Source organism: Psychromonas sp. psych-6C06, from assembly GCF_002835465.1.
Classification (GTDB): domain Bacteria; phylum Pseudomonadota; class Gammaproteobacteria; order Enterobacterales; family Psychromonadaceae; genus Psychromonas.
In genome coordinates this window covers 49,669-71,977 of the sequence record NZ_PIZM01000010.1, presented here as the reverse complement: position 1 = coordinate 71,977, position 22,309 = coordinate 49,669, and the positions used below count along the sequence as shown (strand labels likewise).

General features: G+C 42.6%; 19 protein-coding genes. All 19 read left to right on the top strand.

Going from position 1 to position 22,309, the window contains the following annotated elements:
• The first annotated feature begins 160 nt into the window (after window positions 1-160).
• The 19 genes from CW745_RS13925 to CW745_RS13840 all read left to right on the top strand — a co-directional run bounded on the left by CW745_RS13925 (window position 161) and on the right by CW745_RS13840 (window position 21,649).
• Complete coding sequence (locus tag CW745_RS13925; protein ID WP_101109300.1) at window positions 161-625, top strand: DUF1441 family protein; 465 nt, start codon at window positions 161-163, stop codon at window positions 623-625.
• Window positions 622-2,727, top strand: coding sequence for a terminase gpA endonuclease subunit (locus tag CW745_RS13920; protein WP_101109299.1), 2,106 nt, complete (start codon window positions 622-624; stop codon window positions 2,725-2,727). The genes CW745_RS13925 and CW745_RS13920 overlap by 4 nt, the downstream gene beginning before the upstream one ends.
• Window positions 2,728-2,756: 29 nt before the next feature.
• The gene (locus tag CW745_RS13915) at window positions 2,757-2,930 is read left to right on the top strand and encodes a hypothetical protein (protein ID WP_238596824.1); all 174 of its coding nucleotides are present in this window, start codon (window positions 2,757-2,759) and stop codon (window positions 2,928-2,930) included.
• A gap of 8 nt (window positions 2,931-2,938) precedes the next feature.
• On the top strand, window positions 2,939-4,414 hold the full coding sequence (locus CW745_RS13910; protein ID WP_101109297.1) for a phage portal protein: 1,476 nt from the start codon (window positions 2,939-2,941) through the stop codon (window positions 4,412-4,414).
• Complete coding sequence (locus CW745_RS13905; protein WP_238596823.1) at window positions 4,371-6,353, top strand: ClpP-like prohead protease/major capsid protein fusion protein; 1,983 nt, start codon at window positions 4,371-4,373, stop codon at window positions 6,351-6,353. The genes CW745_RS13910 and CW745_RS13905 overlap by 44 nt, the downstream gene beginning before the upstream one ends.
• Window positions 6,354-6,420: 67 nt before the next feature.
• A complete protein-coding gene (locus tag CW745_RS13900) occupies window positions 6,421-6,747 on the top strand; it encodes a DUF2190 family protein (protein WP_101109296.1) in 327 nt (108 codons plus the stop codon).
• Entirely contained in the window at window positions 6,747-7,052 is a 306-nt protein-coding gene (locus CW745_RS13895; RefSeq protein WP_101109295.1) for a hypothetical protein, read from the top strand. The genes CW745_RS13900 and CW745_RS13895 overlap by 1 nt, the downstream gene beginning before the upstream one ends.
• 20 nt (window positions 7,053-7,072) lie before the next feature.
• On the top strand, window positions 7,073-7,666 hold the full coding sequence (locus CW745_RS13890) for a phage tail protein (protein ID WP_101109294.1): 594 nt from the start codon (window positions 7,073-7,075) through the stop codon (window positions 7,664-7,666).
• Window positions 7,663-8,097, top strand: a complete 435-nt coding sequence (locus CW745_RS13885; protein WP_101109293.1) for a hypothetical protein — start codon at window positions 7,663-7,665, stop codon at window positions 8,095-8,097. Before CW745_RS13890 ends, CW745_RS13885 begins: the two co-directional genes overlap by 4 nt.
• A gap of 14 nt (window positions 8,098-8,111) precedes the next feature.
• Complete coding sequence (locus CW745_RS13880; protein ID WP_101109292.1) at window positions 8,112-8,825, top strand: hypothetical protein; 714 nt, start codon at window positions 8,112-8,114, stop codon at window positions 8,823-8,825.
• Window positions 8,826-8,914: 89 nt separating this feature from the next.
• Entirely contained in the window at window positions 8,915-12,205 is a 3,291-nt protein-coding gene (locus tag CW745_RS13875; RefSeq protein ID WP_101109291.1) for a tape measure protein, read from the top strand.
• A complete protein-coding gene (locus CW745_RS13870; protein ID WP_101109290.1) occupies window positions 12,202-12,588 on the top strand; it encodes a hypothetical protein in 387 nt (128 codons plus the stop codon). The genes CW745_RS13875 and CW745_RS13870 overlap by 4 nt, the downstream gene beginning before the upstream one ends.
• On the top strand, window positions 12,589-15,864 hold the full coding sequence (locus CW745_RS13865) for a hypothetical protein (protein ID WP_101109289.1): 3,276 nt from the start codon (window positions 12,589-12,591) through the stop codon (window positions 15,862-15,864).
• Window positions 15,865-16,035 (top strand): hypothetical protein, encoded by a 171-nt coding sequence (locus tag CW745_RS16705; RefSeq protein ID WP_193755614.1) that lies wholly within the window; start codon window positions 15,865-15,867, stop codon window positions 16,033-16,035. It abuts the gene before it with no gap.
• Complete coding sequence (locus CW745_RS13860) at window positions 16,035-17,210, top strand: hypothetical protein (protein WP_101109288.1); 1,176 nt, start codon at window positions 16,035-16,037, stop codon at window positions 17,208-17,210. Before CW745_RS16705 ends, CW745_RS13860 begins: the two co-directional genes overlap by 1 nt.
• A gap of 2 nt (window positions 17,211-17,212) precedes the next feature.
• Window positions 17,213-19,045 carry a LamG-like jellyroll fold domain-containing protein gene (locus CW745_RS13855; protein ID WP_101109287.1) on the top strand — a complete coding sequence of 611 codons (1,833 nt, stop codon included), beginning with the start codon at window positions 17,213-17,215 and terminating at the stop codon, window positions 19,043-19,045.
• Window positions 19,046-19,149: 104 nt separating this feature from the next.
• Window positions 19,150-19,518 (top strand): hypothetical protein, encoded by a 369-nt coding sequence (locus CW745_RS13850; RefSeq protein ID WP_101109286.1) that lies wholly within the window; start codon window positions 19,150-19,152, stop codon window positions 19,516-19,518.
• A 9-nt stretch (window positions 19,519-19,527) separates the two neighbouring features.
• Window positions 19,528-21,423 carry a hypothetical protein gene (locus CW745_RS13845; protein ID WP_101109285.1) on the top strand — a complete coding sequence of 632 codons (1,896 nt, stop codon included), beginning with the start codon at window positions 19,528-19,530 and terminating at the stop codon, window positions 21,421-21,423.
• Window positions 21,410-21,649, top strand: coding sequence for a hypothetical protein (locus tag CW745_RS13840; RefSeq protein WP_101109284.1), 240 nt, complete (start codon window positions 21,410-21,412; stop codon window positions 21,647-21,649). Before CW745_RS13845 ends, CW745_RS13840 begins: the two co-directional genes overlap by 14 nt.
• The last annotated feature ends 660 nt before the right edge of the window (window positions 21,650-22,309 follow it).

Below are 22,309 nucleotides of genomic sequence, written 5' to 3'. Positions count from 1 at the left end.
TGATGATCTTCATCATCGCAACCACATGCCAAAGGTACTCCCGGAGCCCTGCTACACACGGGGGCACTGAAATCTCGGTGTTTGGCTACTTTTCGGTTTCATAGGTCGTCAGCAGTAAGCCTATTTTTTCCCTTCTTTTTTGATTCCATTTTGAGTGCGTATGAGTACAGACCATAAATACAATATTTCAAACATTGCTGAAATGCTTGGATTTGGTCGAGACACCGTGCGTAAAAGGATCAAGGCAGCAGGATTGCCCAAAGCAGGGCGCGAAGGAAACGCCGATTTATATTATTTAAAAGATGCTGCCGTGGCACTTTTAGGTAATACCGGTTCAACTGGATCAGCTGTTGATCCTAATAAGATGAAACCAGGCGATCGCCGTGCATGGTATCAAAGTGAAAATGAACGTCTTAAATTTGAGCTTGAAACCAGTGTTTTGTGTTTGGCCGAAGAAGTGAGAACGCAGTTTTCTAACTTGGCAAAACCAATGATCGCAGAGCTTGAAATATTACCGGATATTTTAGAGCGTGATTGTGGCCTATCACCTGATGCGGTTTCAATGGTGCAAAGTAAAATTGATGATCTGCGTAATAACATTGCCCAGGCGGTTGAGAATTTATGAAGTATGCTGATCCGCGTGAAATCCGGTTAGATATTGCAAAAAGTATTGCTGCCCCTACGCGCATGGCCGTTTCTGATGCTGCCGAAAAATATATGCGGGTGCCTAAAGGTGGGCAAAATAGTATTCCCTGGGATGCATCACTCGCCCCTTATGTGTTAGAGCCAATGAATTGTTTGGCAAGTCGTGATTATGATGCGGTTGCTTTTGTTGGCCCGGCTCGTACCGGCAAAACCAACGGATTAATAGAGGGTTGGTTAACGCACATTATGATCTGCGATCCATCGGATATGCTGATCGTGCAACTAACCGAAGAAAAAGCGCGAGAGTTTAGTAAAAAACGTGTTGATCGTTGCTTACGCATAAGCCCCGAATTAAATAAACGCCTTAGCCCATACCGTAACGATAATAACGTACACGATAAAATATTTCGTGATGGTACTTACCTAAAAATAGGTTGGCCCTCAATCAATGTATTGAGTTCGTCCGATTACCGCTATGTTGCGCTTACTGATTATGATCGTTGGGATAGTGATATTGATGGTGAAGGTGATGGTTTTACTTTAGCCAGTAAACGTACCACCACGTTTATGAGTAGTGGCATGACAATGGCAGAAAGTTCGCCCGGCTTTGATGTGGATGATCCACGATGGCGACCTAAAACCCCGCATGAAGCGCCACCCTGCGAAGGAATTATTTCACTCTATAACCAGGGTGATAGACGTAAGTTATATTGGCAGTGCCCACACGAAGATTGTCACGAATATTTTCAGCCCGTGTATGAAACCTTTAAATATGATGAAGATGCGCCCGATGCTAAAAGCGCCAGTGATACGGTTTACATGCAGTGCCCACATTGCCAAGGCCGTATTGATAGCCATCAAAAGCGAGGTTTAAATAAAAATGGTGTGTGGCTCAAAGAGGGCCAAGTAATAGATAAAAAAGGTAACGTGACAGGTCACGCTAGAAAATCCCGCATCGCTTCATTTTGGATGGAGGGGCCGGCGGCAGCTTTCCAAACCTGGCAACAACTTGTTTATAAGTTTTTATCTGCAGAAGAAGAATACGAACTCACAGGGTCACAAGCCAAATTAAAAGCGGTAACAAATACGGATTTAGGCAAACCCTATATACCGCGCAGTGGTGTTGATAATTGTACCGTTGAAGAACTGATGGCAAGAGCCGAGCCTTTAACAAAACGCATTGTACCGCGTGGTGTTCGTTTCTTGGTTGCTGCAATCGATGTTCAAGGTGGGCGTAATGCGCGCTTTGTTGTGCAAATTATTGGTTATGGCGTAGCCGGTGAACGTTGGGTAATTGATCGTTACAACATTAAACATTCGATACGCTTTGATGATGATGGCGTGGTTGAACGTATCAACCCTGCAGGATTTGCCGAAGATTGGGATCTTATTACCAGTGACGTTTTAGAGAAAAGCTACAAGTTAGATGATGATTCTGGTCGCCGTATGCCGGTGCAATTTACCGCCTGTGATCATGGTGGTGAAGATGGGGTATCTGATAACGCCTATAAATATTATCGCAGATTAAAAATAAAAGGCTTACATAGACGTTTTTATCTGGTTAAAGGGGCGTCAAGTCGTGGCAAATTAATCTCTGAATCATTCCCGGATAATACAAAAAACAATGCCCGTAAGGCTAAAGCCCTGGGTGATGTTCCTTTGTATCTATTGCAGACAGATGAATTTAAAGACCGATTAACCGCCGCGCTTGAGCGTGATCAGTTCGGGCCTAATTATATTCATTTCCCTGATTGGTTGGGTGAGTGGTTCTATGAAGAATTAACCGCCGAAGTACGCAATAACGGCAAGTGGACAAAAATTTCAAACCGCGCCCGTAATGAAGCGATTGATCTGTTTGATTATGGTCACGCCATTGTATTGCTTAACGGTTACGAAAAAATGAACTGGCAAACGCCAAAGCCCTGGGCGCTAGATTGGGATAAAAACCCCAACCTATTTATCCCCGATGAAGCGGGAAAAGCCCCGGTTAAAGTCAAACCAACACCCAAAGCAACAGCAACTAAACAAGCCAGTAGTGGTTTTCTTTCAAACAACAATAACAGTGGGAGTTCTTGGTTATGAGTAAGCAAAAGTGCCTAGAGATGATAGCCATGTATGAGACCGCCGAAGCCGATGTATTAGCCGGCAAGAACGTGATGATCGGCAGTCGTATGATGCAGAGTGAAAACTTAGGTGAAATCCGCAATGGTCGTCAAGAGTGGGAACGCCGATTAATCACGTTTACTCGCGGTCGTAGTGGCCCTCGTCTTGTTAACTTCACTTAAGGTTTGTTATGAATTTTTTTGAAACAACCATTGCTAACTTATCCCCTAGTTGGGGCGCTAGTCGTGCTAAAAGTCGAAATGTGATCAAGGCATTTGAAGCAGCTAAACCAAGCCGTACCCATAAAGCCAACCGAGAGAAAAACAGCGCGAATCAAGCAGTATTTGCAGCCGGTCAATCGCTACGCGAGCAAGCGCGTTGGTTAGATAACAATCACGATATATCCATTGGTATTTTAGATAAGTTAGAGGAACGTGTTGTAGGGCCGAAAGGCATCATGATCGAGCCTCAACCGCGAAATAAAGGTGGAGCAATAAACGTAAAATTTGCTGAATTAATCAGTGAACGTTTTAAAAACTGGAGCTTAAAGCCAGAAACCACAGGTCGTTTTGCGCGTAGTTCAATGGAACGTTTAGTTTTACGTTCTTGGTTACGTGATGGTGAAATTTTTGCGCAAGTATTACGGGGTCATGTACCGGGTTACAAATATCTCACTAATACAAAATTTGCCATTGAGTTGTTAGAGGCTGATTTTGTGCCGATGTTCAACGAAGTAAAAAACGGCGTTCGCCAGGGCATTCAAACCAATGCATGGGGGCGCGCAACCGGTTATCACGTTTTATACGATCACCCCTCTGAATCATTTTATAGCTCAAAATCAAAGGTAATTCCTGCCGAAAGAATGCTGCATTTAGCACTGATTAAACGTGTGCATCAACTGCGTGGTGTGTCGCTTTTTCACGGTGTTATTACCCGTTTCTCAGATCTTAAAGAGTATGAAGAATCAGAACGGGTTGCGGCGAGAATAGCTGCCGCACTAGGCATGTATATCAAGAAAGGTTCGCCCGACTTATACGAAGCGAAAACAGGTGAGGAAGATAAGCGCCAGTTTGATCTTGGTGTTGGCTCAGTGTGGGACACCTTAGAGCCTGGTGAAGATGTTGGCATGATTGAGTCCAACCGCCCGAGTGCCGCCGTTGTGCCTTGGCGTAGTGGTCAACTACGCGCCGGTAGTGCGGGTATGCGTTCAAGTTACAGCTCAATTGCTCGTGATTATAACGGTACATTTTCATCACAGCGTCAAGAGTTAGTCGAGGCCCACATAGGGTTTCAAGTTTTACAAGATGAATTTGTCAATCAATGGTCACGCCCGGTTTATCGCGGTTGGCTAGAAATGGAACTATTAAACGGAATAAAAGTACCTACTGAGTTAGATAAAGATACGCTTTTTGATGGTTTGTATTTAGGCCCAACCATGCCTTGGATCGACCCGAAAAAAGAAGCCGATGCAATGGAAACTTTGAAAGAAAATAAAGTGGCAAGCCGTAGTGAATGGATTCGTAACCGAGGCGAAAATCCGCGTGAAGTGATGCGCCAAATAGATGCTGAAGATAAAGAATACCCACAGCCCGACAAAGCCCCTAAAGATAAGGATAAGCCAGATGAAACAGAACCACCCGTTGATTCCAATACAAGCCAGTCATAGCAATAAACCAAATAAAACATGGTTTTCAATGAAAGCCAGTGCCGATGATAGCGCTTTAATTACCATTTACGATGAAATCGGTGGGTGGGGAATTAGCGCGCAACAATTCGCTGAAAAGTTAATTGCATTAGGTGATGTTAAAAACATCACTTTACGTCTTGATAGCCCTGGCGGTGATGTATTTCAAGGCACAACCATTTACAACTTGTTAAGTGGTCATGCTGCTTATGTCACTTGTTACATTGATGGCCTAGCAGCCTCAATGGGCAGTGTGATTGCAATGGCAGCCGATAAAATCATTATGCCAGATACCGCCTTTATGATGATTCATAAACCCTGGGGCGGTCAAATGGGTGATGCCGATGATATGCGTGATTATGCAGAGCTACTCGATAAAGTAGAAAGCACACTGTTAAAAAGCTACGTGAAAAAAACAGGGTTAGATGAAGCCCATATTACCAGTTTACTTGCTGCTGAAACATGGATGAATGGTTCAGAAGCAGTAGAAGCCGGGTTTGCTGATGAACTTAGCGACTCAAACAAAACCTCTAATTACTTTACTTCTAACCGTATGAAGGATTACCACAATATGCCAGCACAAGCTAAAGCCTTGATGAAACCCAAGGCACAAGTACCAAATAACCCTGCACCACAAGGCGCAGATGAAGCCACTATTCGCGCACAAATTCTCGCTGCCGATAAAACCCGTCGTGAAGGTATTCAAAATATCTTTGCAATGTTTGGTGGTAAACATAAAGAAATTGAAACTGAATGTATCGCAGATATGGAATGTTCTGTTGAAATGGCAAAAGATAAAGTGCTTGCTGCATTAGGCAAAGATACTGATTCACTTGCGCCTAAAAAAGATTCTATCTATGCCGGTAACGGTAATATTGTTGGTGACAGTATTAAAGCTGCTCTAATGTCTCGCAGTGGTCATGAACAACGTGAAGCGAGCAACCAGTATAACCATTTAAGTTTACGTGAACTTGCCCGTGCATCATTAGCTGATCGTGGTATCGCTTGTGCAACTATGGCACCAATGGAAATGATCGCCCAGGCATTCATGCATACCAGTTCTGATTTTGGCAATATCTTGATTGATTTATCCAATAAATCACTGTTAAAAGGTTGGGAAGAATCAGAAGAAACCTTTGAAAAGTGGACTAATGAAGGGGTGTTAAGCGACTTTAAAACCTCTAAGCGTGTTGGTTTAGATGGCTTTGGTTCATTACGTGAAGTACGTGAAGGGGCTGAATATAAGATGATCAGCACTAATGATCATGCCGAAGATATTGTGCTTGCTACTTATGGTGAGATTTTCAATATTAGCCGACAAGCGATCATTAATGATGATTTAGGTGCATTTACCACTATTCCTATGAAGATGGGCCGAGCAGCGAAAGCGACCATTGCGGATCTGGTTTATGCGGTATTAACCAAAAACCCTAAAATGGGGGATGGTAATACACTGTTTCATAATGACCACGGAAACATTGGTACTGGTGCCATTGATGATGTTAATTCACTTGATACATTACGCAAAAAGATGCGTATGCAAAAATCAAATGGTCGTAACTTAAATATTCGCCCGGCATTTATCTTAGGCCCAATAGGCCAAGAGGCAAAAGCCAACCAAACAATCCGTTCATCATCGGTGAAAGGTGCTGATATTAACGCCGGCATCATCAACCCAATTCAAAATTTTGCGCAGTACATTGGCGAGCCTCGTCTTGATGATGATAGTGCAACACAGTTCTATCTTGCAGCCGGTAAAGGTAATGACACTATTGAAGTTGCCTACTTGGATGGCGTTAAAGTGCCATACATTGAGCAACAAGATGGTTTCACCTCTGATGGTGTTAAAACTAAAGTGCGTATCGATGCCGGTGTTGCTGCCACTGATTACCGAGGTTTTGTGCGCAGTTCAGGCGTGTAACAACCTAATTTTTATCAATATAGCCCCTTTATTGGGGCTTTTCATTATCTAAAAAGCGAGAAATAACATGGCTAAAAACCAAATTTCAAACGGTGAAACACTTGATGTAACACTGATTTCAGATACCGAGTCAGGCGTTGCGATTGCAACCCCCGGCAAAAAAATAGTGGTAACACTTACTGCAGGTAAAGCGGGTGATGTGGTTGCTTGTGCAACGTGTGGCGCATGGGAATTACCAAAAGTATCTGCAGATGTAGTTACCCAGGGCACTAAATTATATCTAAAAGATGGTACTGCAGAGTTAACCACTACCGCATCGGGAAACCATGAAGCAGGTTATGCCTTTGAAGCGGCCGCCGGTGGTGAAACTAGCGTACAGGCAGTACTTAAGTAATGCCGAGCTTATCAGAGCGTTTCGCTTTGAAAGAGTGGCGGGCATTACAGAAAATGGGTGATCCCGCCATTTACAACGCAAATGGCACCGGGCCTGATATTAATACCAGTGTAATTGTTGATGTAGATACCGAGCTTGAAACGGAATTAGGCACAGAAACAACCTCAGTGTTGATCTTGTCTAGTTTAGATTTGCCAGATCATGCCCGTGGCGATGAAATTACTATCAAAGCAACTACCTACCGTTTAAATAGAAAAATTAAAACGGAAGGAACACTAATTAGTTACAGCGCCATAGATATTTAAAAAGTTTAAAGGGGTAAGGCATGTTTGAAGATAATTTAAAACGTTTTCAAAATGAACTATCGGCCATTCCTGCGCATGTTGATAAAAGAGCCGTCAAAGCTATAAACGCGACAGCACGGAAAGCCAAAAACTTAGCGAAAAAAGGTATCGGCCAACAAGTTAACCTTGCCCCTTCCTATATAAATTCAAAGTTAAGAATAATTACACCGGCAACACCTGGAAACCTGACAGCGGTGATCGGGGCTGAAAGTCGTGGTGTGTTATTAACTCGATTTGATGCCCAACAAGTAACTAAAAGCGTTAAAAATAAGAGCCGAAGTAAAGGTGATAAACGCCGAGGTTTAGCCCCTGGTCAAAAGTCTAAAGGGGTAACGATAAAGGTTAAACGTAAAGGCTCTCGCAAGTTTTTACCTGCTTTTTTCCTACCGCTTAAAAATGGCAATGGTGTTAATGGCATGGCATTAGCGGTGAGAACGGGCAAAGGCCGTGGTGCTATTAAAGTGCTTCATGGGCCGAGTGTATCGCAAGTGTTCAAAACCGTAAAAGCTGATATTGCCCCGCAAGTATCTGAAATGGCCGTAAATGCATTGTTAGATGAATTGGAATTGTTATGACCGAACCATTACAAATAACAAAAATAAAAACTGAAATAAAAAACCGTTTAACAACGCTTGATGGTGTGAGTGCTGAAATGGGTTATTTCGTACATTTTGAAGAAAATAAATCACCACTGTTAGCCGTGTTACAAGCTGATATTGAAACGCCAGATGGTGAGCAAAAGATCAACAAGCAAGTGGCTACCCGGCATTTTAGCCTGGTGTTAGGTGTTCGCATTACAGGTTCAGATGTAGATGCTGATGCCCAACGTGATCAGTTTATGTTTGATGCGATTAATGTGCTGTTTAACTCTTTATCTAACCCCCTTAATGGGTTGGCTAAAGAGTTTAAGCATGAAGGTGATGTGACCTTTTCACTCACTGAATCGGGCGCGTATATGGTCGCGATTATCCCCCTACAAGTTAAATTTTTACAAACCACCCCTTAAAGAAGGAACACAAAATGGTAGTGAATGAGCAGTATATCGGCCTTGGCATTGTATATGTTGGCGGTCGTGATGTTGGTAACGTGTCAAAACTTGATTTTGCCATCGAAACCGAACAAAAAACAAAACCAAGTTTTCGCCCTGGTGGCGGTAATGTTGCATCTAGTGAACGCGTTAAAAGTGTGAAACTAGCAGCAACGTTAGACTCATTTAATAATGAAAACTTGGCGTTGGCCCTGCGTGGTAATGTTGAGATTAAAGGTTCTAAAACGGTTACTGATGAAGTGGTTGTTGCGGTAATGCCGGGGCTAATTGAAACAAAAGAAACGGTGGACGCTTCAAAAGTAGTGGTTGTTAAAACCGCCGATGATGCCACTACCTACGTAAAAGGTACTGATTTTGAAGTAACCGCTGCGGGTATTAAAACACTCAGCACGGGTGCAATTGTTGATGGCGCATCATTAAAAGTCACTTATGAAACGTTAGCCGTTTCAGCACTTGAAGCCCTGGTTAACTCCGGTGAAGAAGTGCGCATGGTGTTTGATGGCATCAATGATGAAACGGGTAAAGCGTCAGTGGTTAAAGTGTACCGTTGGAAACCGGCACCAACATCGGGTTTATCACTGATCGGCAATGATTACGGTGAATTTGATTTAGAGGGTGAATGCCTGGCAGATGATGCCATTACCGACACAGGCAAATCTAAGTTTTTCCGCCGTGAAGCTGCCTAGTTAATTAACTGCAGAACAAATTAAAGGGGTGATTTATTCACCCCTTTTTTGTACCTAAAATTTAATAAAAAGTAATAAGTAGGCTGATTATGAGCATTAAAGATACGGTTATTTCCCTTGCCATAAAGGCCAAAAATTTATTGTCTGGTGATGTAGATGATGCCAGTGAATCACTCGATAACCTGCAGAAAAAAAGCAAAGATTTACGTGCCAATTTAAAGAAATTAGAAGATCAGAAAAAGCTAATTTCTCAGTTTGAAAAACAACAAAAAGCCGTTGATAAAACAAAAGAAACTTACCAACAGTTAGCAAAACGTGTTGAAACGTTACGCCTTAAAATTAACGAAACCGGCGATCCCACTGATCAGTTTTCAGTGCAGCTAGAAAAAACCCAAGCGGCCGCGCATAAGGCATCACGCAGTTTAAGTAGTCAAACTGTTGAATTAAACAAGCTTAAAAATAGCCTTAAAAGTAGCAATATTGATGCGTCAAACTTGGCTAAGAGCGAAGAAAAGTTAACCCGTGAAATCAAAAACAGCAAGTCCGTGCTACAGGGTTATAGCCAAAATATGCGCGACATGGGGAAGGCTACGGCAGAAACAGAAAAGCAAGCGAGCAAGTTTAGTTTAGCAAAAGCTGCCTACTGGACCGCTGGCGTGTTAGCCATTGGCCGTTTCACCTCTGAACTGAAACAGATGGCATTATCGGTATTTACCACGGGTGATAAGTTTGAGGGGCTACGCATTCAAATGGATGCGTTGATGGGCAGTATTGAAGGGGGCGCAAAAGCAACTGAGTGGATCAAAGAGTTCACCAAGAAAACACCGCTACAGCTTGAAGAAGTAACGCAAACCTTTGCGCGATTAAAAGCCTTTGGTCTTGATCCTATGGATGGCTCAATGCAAGCCATCATCGACCAATCAGAAAAATTGGGCGGTGGTATGGAGCGTGTAGAAGGTATTTCGCTCGCCCTGGGCCAAGCCTGGGCAAAACAAAAACTGCAGGGTGAAGAAATACTGCAGATGGTTGAACGTGGTGTGCCGGTGTGGGATTTGTTAGAAAAAGCCACCGGACGTAATACCCTTGAACTACAAAAGTTAAGTAAAGAGGGCAAGTTGGGCCGTGATGTGATCAAGGCATTAACCGATGAAATCGGAAAGGGTGCCGATGGTGCAGCTGCCGCTAACATGGGCCGTATGACCGGGTTAGTGTCAAACCTTAAAGATGAATGGCAACTGTTTTTAAATGATATTGCGCAAAGTGGTGCGCTTGAGTATGCCAAGCAACAGCTTAGAGAGTTAGGCGATACCATCAAGCAGTTGGGCCAAGATGGCACACTGAAAAAGTGGGCGCAAAATATCTCTGATGCCTTTGTTGATTTTGTGAAAGGTGCAAAACAGGTTGCGGGCAAAGTTTACGAAATAAAAGACAGTATCACGCTATTAGCCGCGACAGCGTTAAAACTAAAACTGGCAAGTATGTTTGTTGGGTTTGCACAAGCTGCAGCCGGGGCGGTTACGTCAATGGGCGGTGTAACGGGGGCAACAAAAGCGGCAACTATTCAAACCCGTGTATTTGCCGGTGTATTAAAAGGCGCACTACTTTATGCAGTCGCCGAGGCATCAATACAAATTTATAAATTAGGTGATGCTTATGCATCAATGCGTAAATCACAAAAGGGGGCCGCTGAATCATTAGATTTACAAAAGAAAACCGCCGATCAATTAACAGCCACTTATAAGAAATACAGCGATCAGGTGGGCATTGCTATCACTAGCACTGATCAGTGGGAACAATTATTAAAAAGTGGTCAAATCACCTTTAATGAAACCACCCAAACCTTTGAGCGCACTAATTCCGCATTAGAAAAACAAACTGAATTACAAAAGCATAATGCAGAGGTGTTGTCGCAATCGTTGTTGCCCGCTACCGAACGTTTAAATAATAAATTTACTGAGTTGGTACAAGGTGGGGCGAATGTCACTGATGCGATTGCAGAAATAACTAAATCCCTTGATGTTGAAAATGCCGAAGGGCTTAACGATGTGGTTGATGTGCTGACAACCTTAAAGGACAAAGCACAGATAACCGCCGCCGAAATTGAAACGGGATTAAGAAAGCAGCTAAAAAATCTCAGTAGTGACGAATTGGCAAGCATTCAAAAGCAAGCCGGCGATACGTTCAAAGCCCTGGGCGTGGACATTAAATCCATCATTAATGATGTTGATCCACTTAAAGAGCAGTTTACCAAGTTGGGGCTAGATCTAAACAAGGTACGTAACGGTTTTACGGAGATTGGGAAAGAGGCATTAATTGCTTTTACCACTATTTCACAAACCGCCACCGCCAGTGCGGATGATATTGAAAAAGCTTTCGATGGAGTGTTTGCTAAAACCAATACCACCAGTGAGCTTGAAGCACTAAATAAGGAAGTGATTCGCCTGGGTGATGAAGGCATTTTTACTGGTGAAAAACTGGAAGAAATGCTTAAGCAGGTTGAAGAAAAAATCAATGATTTAACGCCCGGTGTAAATTCACTTGAGGAAGCGTTTAAAGAGTTAGGTATCACTTCACAGGTCGAACTTGAAAAAACGGCTAAATCGTCAAAAGCTGCGTTTGATGCAATCAATAATAGTACGGCTGCATTGTCGGATAAAAAAGCCGCCTTTATTGCATACGCTAAAATCGCGATTGATGCCAACGAAGGGGTTATTTCATCCGCCGTGCGGGTGCAAGCAAAAGTGCTAGGTGTGGCAGATGAAGTGTTAAAAATGGGGGGCGCGTTTGAAACGGCGGCTACGGGGGCAACGGCTGCCCTAGATGATGTGGGTGATGGTGCTGATCGTGCCAAAGGGCGCATAGAAAACCTAAATAAATCTAATTTATCAAAGCTGAAAGAGGGCGTTCAATCGGTACGTGGTGAGCTAATACAGATGCAAAGCGCGTCTGAAAATGCCATTGCATCAATGCAGCAAGAGCTTGCCCGGGCCAGTGGTGATGAAGAAGGCGCAGCAAAAGCCGCCTATGAGAATCGCAAACAACGTTTAGAGCGTGAGGTCGCAATGTATAGCAAATTATACAAAGCGTGGGGCATGAACAAAAAAGAGTTAGAAGAAGCACAAGAAGCCTTAAAACTAAATGCGAGAATTTATAATGAAGAAAAAAAGAATATAGCTCAAAAAATAAAAGACGAACAAGCACAGAAAACCGCTGAAAAGCAGGGCATCACTAGCGCCCCTGCGTCGGCCCCAGCAGAAACTGTTGAACGCGTCATTATGACGTTAAACCTGGGCGGTGATAGCGCCTCGTTCCCAACCAACACAGCCGGCAAAGAAGATCTTATCGCGCTATTAGAAAAAAATAAAATGGTGACAACATGATCAAACTCAACGGCATAACCCTGCCAGATGGCTTGCTATGGCCTAACAAAACCGATTATTGCCCGATTAAACAACAAAATCACATTGCTATCACTGGTAAAACGTTGCTGTTAAGGGGGCGATTAATTGATGGCCGGCCTATTCATTTAGTTGGTAACGGCCATGCCTGGCTAAGCCTCGCCCAAGTCAATGCAATATCACAAACGCGATTAACACCGGCTTTATTAACCTTAGATTTTCATGGCGAGTTATTCAATGTGCGATGGGATTACAGCCAAGCTGATCATTTTACTGCAAAGCACTTGCATCAAAACGATGCAGATCAAAGCGATGATGCAGAGTACACACTTGAAACATTAAAACTAATCGAGGTCTTAGACTAAATGCCAATTAACAAAAACGATATAAAGCTATTTGCCTCCAAAGTGATGACTGATGAATCAGATGGCGGTGGTGAAATGACCGGCAATGAGATTGTGTCGGGTGAACATAACTCTATCTTTGATGACATTTCCGATCTTGATCGTGCCTATGGTGTTGTAAATCTGCGTAGCGTGCATGTAAAAGCCGACTCGCCAAATGATGATACCTTTTTTGGCGCCACGATAGGTTTAGTTGAAACGCCGGTCGATCCTAATGTTGATATTACTTTAATGAGTGTCAACGACCCTTACATTAAGCGTGACGAAACCCGCGATATTATCGAGCGCTACTTAACTAAAGGCGCTAAATACCAAGGCGAACTACTTTATACGCAGTTGCAGGGTCAACGCTCTATCCGATTTATTCAGCGCAACAACATTAGCCCCCCCGTAGCCGGTGATGTAATTGTGTTGATTAACAAATCAACCGGTGCAGAACAATACGTAAAAACCGAAGAAGTAAACAGTGAACTACAGAGCTTTACCAGTAATAACACCGACTTCAAACGTCTAGTTGTGCAGTGCATTATCACTGAGCCATTACGCCATGAATTTGTTGGTGTGCAACCGAGTTCTAATGATCCTATTTCAGCGTCTAGCGCGATTTATGAAACGATGGTCGCTGACGCATCCAAATATTTCGGCACTAAAAACTTAATTACGAATGCGTTATTTGCTAAATCTGAGTTAAAAGTAGAAAGCATCTACACGCAATTAGTGCCAAGTACGCGCGTTGATTCACCGCACATCAATTTGAGTGCCGTTAACTTGGTTGCAGCTAAATTTGACCGTGGTGATGGTATTGAAGGTGAGCTGATCACAGGGGTAGAAAGTAAAACAATTCCAGTGACCATCAACAATCAGGGTTATGTTTATGTTACTACCCTAGTACCTATCCCTTCAAAAGGTACGACTAAAGTCTCGTTCATGGCGCAGGGAAGTTGGTACGAATTGCAAGACGATGGAAATGGCGTATTAAAAGCCGCGAATGATGCGTTTGGTACGGGCCAATTAGATGAATTTGGCAATTTATCACTAACGTTAAGCGCGTTACCCGATGCCGATGTACCCATTTTAGTGCATTATCAAAACGTTAATAACTACTTGAAACCGTTGCAAGCAAGCGATTTAAGCATTAAAGAAAACTTTAAAATCAGTCTTGGTCAAACAGCGCTGAATAGCGAGTTAACTACAATTACATGGGATGATAAAACCGCAACCCTAGAAAATGGCATTATCACTGGAGATATGGCCGGAGAATACGTTGTCGAAGGTGGTTTTTATAGTATCAGCGTGACATTTACAACTGTGCCAAGTAGCGAAACTCAGTTTACTTTTGCATGGGATGAACAGTTAACGCCGACTGAGACAGTGCAAAAAACAATATTCAGTGTAGCGCGCGACCTGCAAGCAGGTAACATAGTTAATTTACCGGCAAACATACCGCCTAACTCCCTTGAGTTACGATTAACTTATCTTTGTAGTGATCAAAGCACGACTGAGTTTCAATCAAGCTTTGCGCCTGCAAATCCTAACCCACCGCCGGCTAAAAGTTATCGCAATTATCGTGATCGCCTAGTTACATTAATTGATGATGGCAATGGAAATTTAATTGCCAAAGTTGGAAACAACCCAATTGCGGGCACAGTGAATTATGCAACCGGTGTTGTGACCCTTCAAAAAATAGATATTCCTTTTGAAAAGGTAAACTACATCATTGAGCAAATAGGTGATCAGAGTACGGGGTTTTACAACTACCCAGTGTTCGCCTTGCGTACAACTTCTATCGAAGAGGTAACGCTAAGTAGCGCCGATTTTCAAGTTGGGCACGATGTTTATGCAAGAGGCTCAGAGCAATCGACCCGCCCGCCTGAAATAGAAATTTTGGCAGGTAGTGTAGTGAAAGGGTTTAGCACTCAACATCCGCTACAGATTAACGTGCAAACCCCGACTGAGCTATTAAGCGACACATTAGCGTTTAATTACAACGGTCTGCTTTATGAAAACAAAGGTGACACAGGCATTTATGCACTGGATAACCTAGTGGGTAGCATCGATTTAAAAACAGGTGAGGTAGAGATAAACGAATGGGCAACCGGCAACGGTGAAATTTCATTAGTGCGCGGGGTGTCTAAAACGGGCATTTTGCCCGAAACACAATACAGTGTGTTTCGCACTGCCGGAAATCCGGTTGCATCACAATCACTACAAGTGAATGCGGTTAATTTTGATGGTTCAAACATCAACGCCAACACCGATGCCAACGGTTATATATCAAGCCCAACGCAAGATTTTGAAGGTTACATCGAAACCAAAACGGGCGTGGTTGAGCTTACCGCAAGTGGTTTGCTCGATACCAACTCGTTGAAATATAACTGCGTCAGTTATAACTATCTACCGCTCGACGCTGATCAACTAGGTATTGATTCTATCCGCTTGCCAAGTGATGGCCGAGTTGTGATTTTTGAAAAAGGTGATGTGGTAGTTATTCATCAAGATGAGCATTTTTTACAAACAGTAAACGCTAATGATTTAGTGCAACTGCCTCATGTGCGCCTTGCGTCTTGCACCACGACCGCACCCGATGCAGTGATCGACTTGGATGCCGGTACAGTCTTATTTCCAACCGCGGGTAACTACGAGATTGATTATCGCATCGAAGATATGGCGCTGTTGGTTTACGTTGATATTTCAGGCTTGCTAAAAACATCAAGGCCATTATCACACAACTATGACGCTAACAAAGCCAAGGTTGCCAGTGTATTGATTGCGGGTGACTTGTTCGCACGTTATACCAACCTGTTTGACCAAAAAACATGGACAGGGGCGTTTAGCGATAACCTAATAGGTGATGAAGCACCGGCAGAATACAACGACACGTTATACCCGATTCAAGTCACTAACGATGGTTGTATCACTGAACGTTTTGCGATTGTGTTTACCAGTTCAACCAACTTTAAATTGATTGGCGAGCATGTTGGGCAAATCGCCGTGGGTGATATTAACAACGATTTTGCGCCCAACAACCCTGTTTCCGGCAAGCCCTACTTCACACTTAATAAATTAGGGTGGGGCACGGGTTGGTCAGACAACAACGTATTGCGCATCGATTTTTTTGGGGCCGTTTATCAGATGAACGTGATCAGAACAGTCTTGCAAGGCGAGCCAGAAACGCCGATTGAAAGTGACAAATTTGAACTTCAAATCCGTGGCAATGTTAACAAAGAGGTGGCGTAAATGAGTAACGTAATAGTCACTATTAAGCGCCACGGGCATCACAACTTGCCCGCGGGGTTAGTGGTAGAAGTGATGCGCGAAATAGATGCAGAAACCGTATTCATCAAAACCGCCCAAGTCTCAAAAGCAATCCCAAAATCAGACCTAAAATACACAAAAGGTAACAAGTAATGAAAACATATCCAGTTAAGTTTTATAACGAAAGTATGCAAGGCGCAGGTCAAACGGGTGATAGCGATGCGGGAACAATGATTGCCATTTTAAAAGCCTGTTTAGTTGATGGTTTTGGTTCGCTAGCGCCTGATTCTATCGTTTGGGATGAAACAGAATTGCTAGCAAAGGCGAGTTTTAGTGGTGGTCATGCGTATGAAAAGGACTCAGTTATCGCTTGTTCAGGTAGCGCAGTGACTGATTACAATGGTGAGCACCGCATTATTAAAGTTACCTCGACTGAAATTTGGTTCGAGCTTGATACTGTACCCGTTGCGCCCGCAAGTGGTTCATTAGAAATTAAAATTGCACCGCTAGGTTGGGAGATTACTCACTCCAACGGAACTAATGACATTTTAGTTTTCAGCCCCGCAGGTAATTTAGGTGAGGTGTCATTACGCATTGATAACACAGCGTTTAGTGGGTGGTCAGGTACTTACGCACGACTAATGAAAGTGGCAATGGTTGAGAACGTAACGGACATAGATACCTATGAAACAATTTATGAACATTGTTGGCCTGCAACTGGTCGATACAGTGATCATAAATGGGATTTAGTGGGTGACAATCGCTTTATTTTCTCTATGCCAGAATATGGCGCAGGTAAAGAGCAAGCTTGCTTTGTGGCGGGTTACATTGACACGCTTAGAGCCGGAGATAAATATCACTTTATAATGAATCATGTTCCTGTATCTAGCGCGAGCGATGGTACTTATGCGCGATGGGATCAAGTTAACAGTGCTTATCCATATTACAACTATTTCGCCAGTAACAACGTGGCTAGTCAGAACTATGTTGCACGCAGATACCATCAATTAGATGCCGGCGATTCGTGGAAAAAACGTGGCATGGGAAGCCGTGGCAGTGACTTGTTTAACTACCCTGATTCTGCGACTAACGGCTTTTATCTCAACACCTCGCCCACTATTGTTCAAGAGTCAGATAATACATTGCGTGGCTATATGCCTATACTCGTAGAGCCATTGGCTAACGCCACATCGCTAGAGCGTAAAAACCTACAGGATTTACCAGAGCACCCCAACAAAATATTCCGCTTTTTACGAGCAACTTATGATCGCCGTTCTGATTTATCCGCAACGCTGATTGGCTTTGATATTTCAACGGTCGAGGTGTAGGTATGGGCGCTTTAACTTTATTTGACAAAATAAGAGGAAGAAACCCACTAACTTTTATTCATTTTGAGTCATCAACGATAACGCCAGAGGGTAGTTTAGGCTTAACTGCCGCTTGGCAAGGTGGAGATCCAATTTATGAGATGGGAAACGGCTTTAGGTTTGCTAGAACGGATGGTTCGCAGTGGTTAAAGTTGCAAGGTTCTGGCTTTACCACTGGTGATAAAACGATAGAAACGTTAATGACTATTTCAGAGTACACAACCTGGTCGCGCATTTTTGATATAGGTGATTCTGTTGATAATTATATAAACGTGTCTCAACAAGATATTGATAGCTTTCGATCTTCTGCAAGGAGCACCCCATCATCGGAGCGAATTAATAGGTATACACGAACAATTTATGATAGACCGAAAGTGGACGAACTTTGTCATATTGTTGCCGTTCATCATGCAACAACAGGTTTGGTTGAGTTATACAAAAATGGGGTGTTGTGTAGTGTATCGGCAGCTTCACAAGAATTGAAAAACGAGGCTACAGCTAATGCTGTAGGCGCCCTTTTCTGGTCAGTGGCAGGTGCGGTTAATGGTGTAGCAGCTGAGTCGAAATGGAAAGGTACTTGCGCCTACGCTGCTTATTACAATGAAGCTTTTTCACAAGGCGATGTAACGACCCACTTTAACCTTTTACCCCCTCCTAGAACCTACCAAGAAACCATATTAGATACAGAGGGTTTGTTAAGTTATTGGCCACTTTACGTAAACGGTGAGGATTTAAGTCTTTCGCGCGATCATATGACCGTGGTCGGTTCTGTTTCTCACAACACGGAAGCCTTATCTCCCGAAGGCCTAGGGGCGTATGTACCGCCGTATGATCCAGAAAGAAGAGAAACAGTGACTAATTACATGGCTGTTGATAACAATCTTAGCACTCGCTGTATAGAGGTCTGGTGTAGATTTAAAAACGAGCTAGACCTTTACAAAGCAGCGTTTGCTTTTAATCAGTTTGGAGAAATAGAGAACAACGCAGATAGGGTTCAGTTTATTCAGCGGGATGGTAACGATTACAACCTTTACGCTTTAGGTGCTTCAAATTTATTTAACGGATCACAAACGCTTTTTGCAGAGCCACGCCACGTTGTTATGCAGTACGAGGAAGCGACAGATCAGTCTAAGCTGTATGTAGATGGTGATGTTTTATTGGAGGTACCAGGAAACTTATTCAGTGGTTTAATCGCTGGATTGAAATTATCAGTTGGCGCTTTCACGCACACAAGTGATCTTGGGATAGGCGTATATAGTAATTCCGAAGTGTCAGATTGCGCTATTTACAACCGCCCATTAACTCAGCATGAAATAGACGCAAGGGTTAACTTTGTTTCCCAAGCTCCAATTGTAAACTTACTACTCAGCTTATCATCCATAACATGGTCAAACAGAGAAACAAAGGCGCAAGCAAACCCGCAGCCGATTTACCTTGAACACCACGGAATCGCGCCTTTTGACTCAACCTATGCCGTGAAGAATAACCCTTTCTATACTGACCCCATAGTTGACCAAAATAGCAAACTACGCGAATTTGGTTATATCGAAAGCAAAACGGAATTAAGTGACATTCCGGTTGCAAATAAACGGGTGATGTTATTTTCCCACGATTCAGGTGTATTGATTGATGAAACGGTCAGTGATGAAAATGGTAACTATCGCTTTGATTCACTGCTTATGAGCAAAAAATATATGGTGACAGCGCAATACGGCAATGCAGATGAACACACACCGCCCGATTACAGTGCAATCTCTTCTGATTGGCAAACACCTACGCCCTATGGGAGACAATAAAATGCCCGAAAATAGTTTGTTTTTGCTCGCCTTTGGTGGGCTTTTTTCTCTTCTAATGGGGTGTTTTTTAGTCATTGAATACAAATTAATAAAGGTGACAAAGCATGACGATTAACTTTTCAGTTGCTATAAAAAATGCACGCTTACAAATGTTATGTGATGCGATTGATGCGCAGGAAACACACCTTATTCTTTATAATGAGGCGCAAGAAGAAGTGTGCAATTTACTATTTCCTAGCCCTTCAAAATCAAGCATCGCAAATGGTCAGTTAATTTTCAGAGACTTGCCAGAGTCGATGGTGTTGATTAACGCTGAAGCTAAAAGCGCTAAAATCATCGCCATTGATAACACGGTGTTAGCCTCGCTGAGTGTTGGTGATAGTGCGAGTAGCGAAGATTTAAAGTTACCAAGTACCATTTTATTTGCGGGTAGCCTTTTGCGTTTAAAGGGTTGGTTAATAACTGAGCTATAGGTGTGGCGTATGCAGTTTAAAAGCCGTTGGTCAGCCACGGGAGAGTTAGACTTTATTGTTGAGGGAGGCATCGCCCCCCCAAAAATTATCGATATTGTTGCTCAAAATTATCACCCCGCACCCGTTTCAGTCGCGGGCATCACCCCGATTATTGATATAGTTGCAGAGTCAGGCTTGCACGCTGTAATTAGTCATGCAGGGTTAGATAGTCTGTCATCAATCGTTGCTGATAATGTTATCGACAAACAGGTGACAAGCGATGATATTGAGGTTGATATAAATGTTGATCGTGGCATTAAGTCGGCGGTTACATCGCGGAACGCGCAAGCTATTAAGCGTAGCAACGTGATTAGCAGTTACTTTGAAGATAGCCCCGCGCTTTCATCAAATATTATTTCACTGCAACGCGATGCGCAATCAATGCAACGCAGTATCGACTCTCTGCAACAACAGTTACCTAAACAACAGAAAAACTGTATTGCATTGCAACGCGATGGCGATAACGTGCAATCAAATATTGTGCAGACTAACCATCGTTTAGCAGATGCAGACAGGGATTTAAGTTCACTGTTTTTCAAAGGCACAGATTGTGCTAATGATATTAGCAGTGGTTATTTATATCCCTCTCGTTCAGATTGTGCAAAATCTGCATGTTGGCAAAACACAGATGCGCTACGACACCAAGTAACTAATCACTTTGAAAGTGGTAAGGCGATTGTAAAACAGTGGTTAAGCCATTTTGAAGATGCAGTAAACCCAACGGGCCAACGACAACCCATAATCATTCCACCCACAATCGTTCCAGATCACCCAATCACCCCATTAGATTTTAAATTTCTATGGAGCAACACCGGCGAACTGGATTTTTTAAGAATAGAACTGGATGCGTTAATTGTTATGAATGAAGTAATTGTTAATCATGTGTCATCGGGCAGCGTTAAAACGGCGCTAGCACCGATAAATGCAACCCTTGATTTTGATATTGATAGTTTTGTTTATAGCTTAAGCGGGGTATTGCTTGGCGAAGAATGTCTTAATTATTTAGGCACTCGCGCTAAATTTGAAATAGAAGTAAATGGGCATAAGTTAAATTTTGTATTGCGGGAATATAGCGAGGCTACGAATTTTGCGCATCAAGCTTATAGTTTTACTGCTGTTTCATCGGTGCAATTTTTACATAAACCGCATGGTGAACTCTATACCGGCAACATTGAAAGCGTCACAGGCATGTGGCAATTAATACAAAGCAAGCTAGAAAGTACTAATTTTTCGTTGCAACGTAATACATTAACGCCGGAATGGAACCTGGCTCCTGATTCATTTAGTTATATGAATTTATCGAGTATTGACCTTGCTCAGAAAGCAGCAACAGCCGTCGGGGCGATTTTGAAGCCTGATATTCTTCTTGATGCCATACATGTTCAACCTCGCTACAAATTTAGTCCATGGAATTGGAAAGCATTAACAGATGCGCAATGTGATCATGTTATTGATGCAAATTATATCACTACGACGTCTAGCCAAGACCATCAAACACCACAATTAAACACGGTGATGATTAGTGGTGAATATAAGGGTGTTGTCACGAATCCGGTAATGGATGGAACGGCGGGTGATAGTTGGGCCGATGATGTGTTAAGTCCACTGTCACAAGATCATGCTGTAAATAATGAGCTTGCCAGAAATATTTTTTCTAATAGCGGTTTGCAAGAGGTGATCGGCTTAAAGTTTCCCGTGCTTCCTCCTGGTGGAGATTTTGGTTTACTACTACCTGGCGACATCGTGCGTATTAAGTTTGAAAATAAAACGGTTACAGGGTTGTGTTTAAATAACAATGTACCACTGCAGAGTATTGCTGATATTTGGCAACAACCAAAAATAGAGTTAAATCATGGCTACAGTTAACACCTTAAAACGCTTTCAAGCATTATCGGAAAAGCGCACTATTTTTCGTGCGCAAGTAACACAGGTTGATGTTGGCCTTAATCGCGTCAAAGTAAAGTGGGGTACTGCTTTATTGTGGGTGGTGTCGGTGCCTGGATTGGCAGTTGATGATTACGTTAAAGTAGAGGGGGAGAATGTGATCGCTAAATTGCCCGATCTTCCCTTCGCACAAACAGTGGTTTATTAAGTTGTACCTTCCTTTGTACCTTCATTATTTTTAGTTTTAATAATATATTTTTAATCAGTCTCTTGAGTTGTCTTACTCATAATCGTGCCAGTAAAAGGTTACAGGAGTTTGAGTCATTAAAAGCATCACCACTATTGAAAATATAGAGGCTATTGTGGACATTTTTTTATAAAAAAGCGAGCTATCTAGCGATGATGAAGCTGTTTGTTTGAGTATCCTCTTGTGATAAATGGCGATTTGTATGTTTTAGTTGGTAGTAATGCCAAATCTACTAAATAACTGATCAATCTTACTGGTTAAAAGAAGCTATTTAAGCGTTAAAAATTTCGTAAAGGAAACAACCATTTGCATCAATTTTCGCCTTGAACTAACTCCTTTTTCCTGCGTAATATTTAATCACTATATTAGCGGAATTGGTATTAATAACTCATAGCCGTATTTCAGACACAAAAAAGCCCGTATCGAGATACAGGCTTGTAAACAAATTTGACTATGTCAGATCTTATCTAGAAATAAGAGATACTAGTTCAAGACCTTTGTTTGCTGGTTTAATAACGCTAGATTTCGTTCTTGTTCCAATATATGGAATTGAATTATACAAATTTGTTATTACAAATTACAGACACAAAAAAGCCCGCATCGAGATACAGGCTTGTAAAC

What these genes read in the sequence shown, in the direction of transcription:
- CW745_RS13925 (WP_101109300.1), top strand. Translation starts at nt 161, where the DNA reads ATGAGTACAGACCATAAATACAATATTTCAAACATTGCTGAAATGCTT.
- CW745_RS13920 (WP_101109299.1), top strand. Translation starts at nt 622, where the DNA reads ATGAAGTATGCTGATCCGCGTGAAATCCGGTTAGATATTGCAAAAAGT.
- CW745_RS13915 (WP_238596824.1), top strand. Translation starts at nt 2,757, where the DNA reads ATGTATGAGACCGCCGAAGCCGATGTATTAGCCGGCAAGAACGTGATG.
- CW745_RS13910 (WP_101109297.1), top strand. Translation starts at nt 2,939, where the DNA reads ATGAATTTTTTTGAAACAACCATTGCTAACTTATCCCCTAGTTGGGGC.
- CW745_RS13905 (WP_238596823.1), top strand. Translation starts at nt 4,371, where the DNA reads ATGAAACAGAACCACCCGTTGATTCCAATACAAGCCAGTCATAGCAAT.
- CW745_RS13900 (WP_101109296.1), top strand. Translation starts at nt 6,421, where the DNA reads ATGGCTAAAAACCAAATTTCAAACGGTGAAACACTTGATGTAACACTG.
- CW745_RS13895 (WP_101109295.1), top strand. Translation starts at nt 6,747, where the DNA reads ATGCCGAGCTTATCAGAGCGTTTCGCTTTGAAAGAGTGGCGGGCATTA.
- CW745_RS13890 (WP_101109294.1), top strand. Translation starts at nt 7,073, where the DNA reads ATGTTTGAAGATAATTTAAAACGTTTTCAAAATGAACTATCGGCCATT.
- CW745_RS13885 (WP_101109293.1), top strand. Translation starts at nt 7,663, where the DNA reads ATGACCGAACCATTACAAATAACAAAAATAAAAACTGAAATAAAAAAC.
- CW745_RS13880 (WP_101109292.1), top strand. Translation starts at nt 8,112, where the DNA reads ATGGTAGTGAATGAGCAGTATATCGGCCTTGGCATTGTATATGTTGGC.
- CW745_RS13875 (WP_101109291.1), top strand. Translation starts at nt 8,915, where the DNA reads ATGAGCATTAAAGATACGGTTATTTCCCTTGCCATAAAGGCCAAAAAT.
- CW745_RS13870 (WP_101109290.1), top strand. Translation starts at nt 12,202, where the DNA reads ATGATCAAACTCAACGGCATAACCCTGCCAGATGGCTTGCTATGGCCT.
- CW745_RS13865 (WP_101109289.1), top strand. Translation starts at nt 12,589, where the DNA reads ATGCCAATTAACAAAAACGATATAAAGCTATTTGCCTCCAAAGTGATG.
- CW745_RS16705 (WP_193755614.1), top strand. Translation starts at nt 15,865, where the DNA reads ATGAGTAACGTAATAGTCACTATTAAGCGCCACGGGCATCACAACTTG.
- CW745_RS13860 (WP_101109288.1), top strand. Translation starts at nt 16,035, where the DNA reads ATGAAAACATATCCAGTTAAGTTTTATAACGAAAGTATGCAAGGCGCA.
- CW745_RS13855 (WP_101109287.1), top strand. Translation starts at nt 17,213, where the DNA reads ATGGGCGCTTTAACTTTATTTGACAAAATAAGAGGAAGAAACCCACTA.
- CW745_RS13850 (WP_101109286.1), top strand. Translation starts at nt 19,150, where the DNA reads ATGACGATTAACTTTTCAGTTGCTATAAAAAATGCACGCTTACAAATG.
- CW745_RS13845 (WP_101109285.1), top strand. Translation starts at nt 19,528, where the DNA reads ATGCAGTTTAAAAGCCGTTGGTCAGCCACGGGAGAGTTAGACTTTATT.
- CW745_RS13840 (WP_101109284.1), top strand. Translation starts at nt 21,410, where the DNA reads ATGGCTACAGTTAACACCTTAAAACGCTTTCAAGCATTATCGGAAAAG.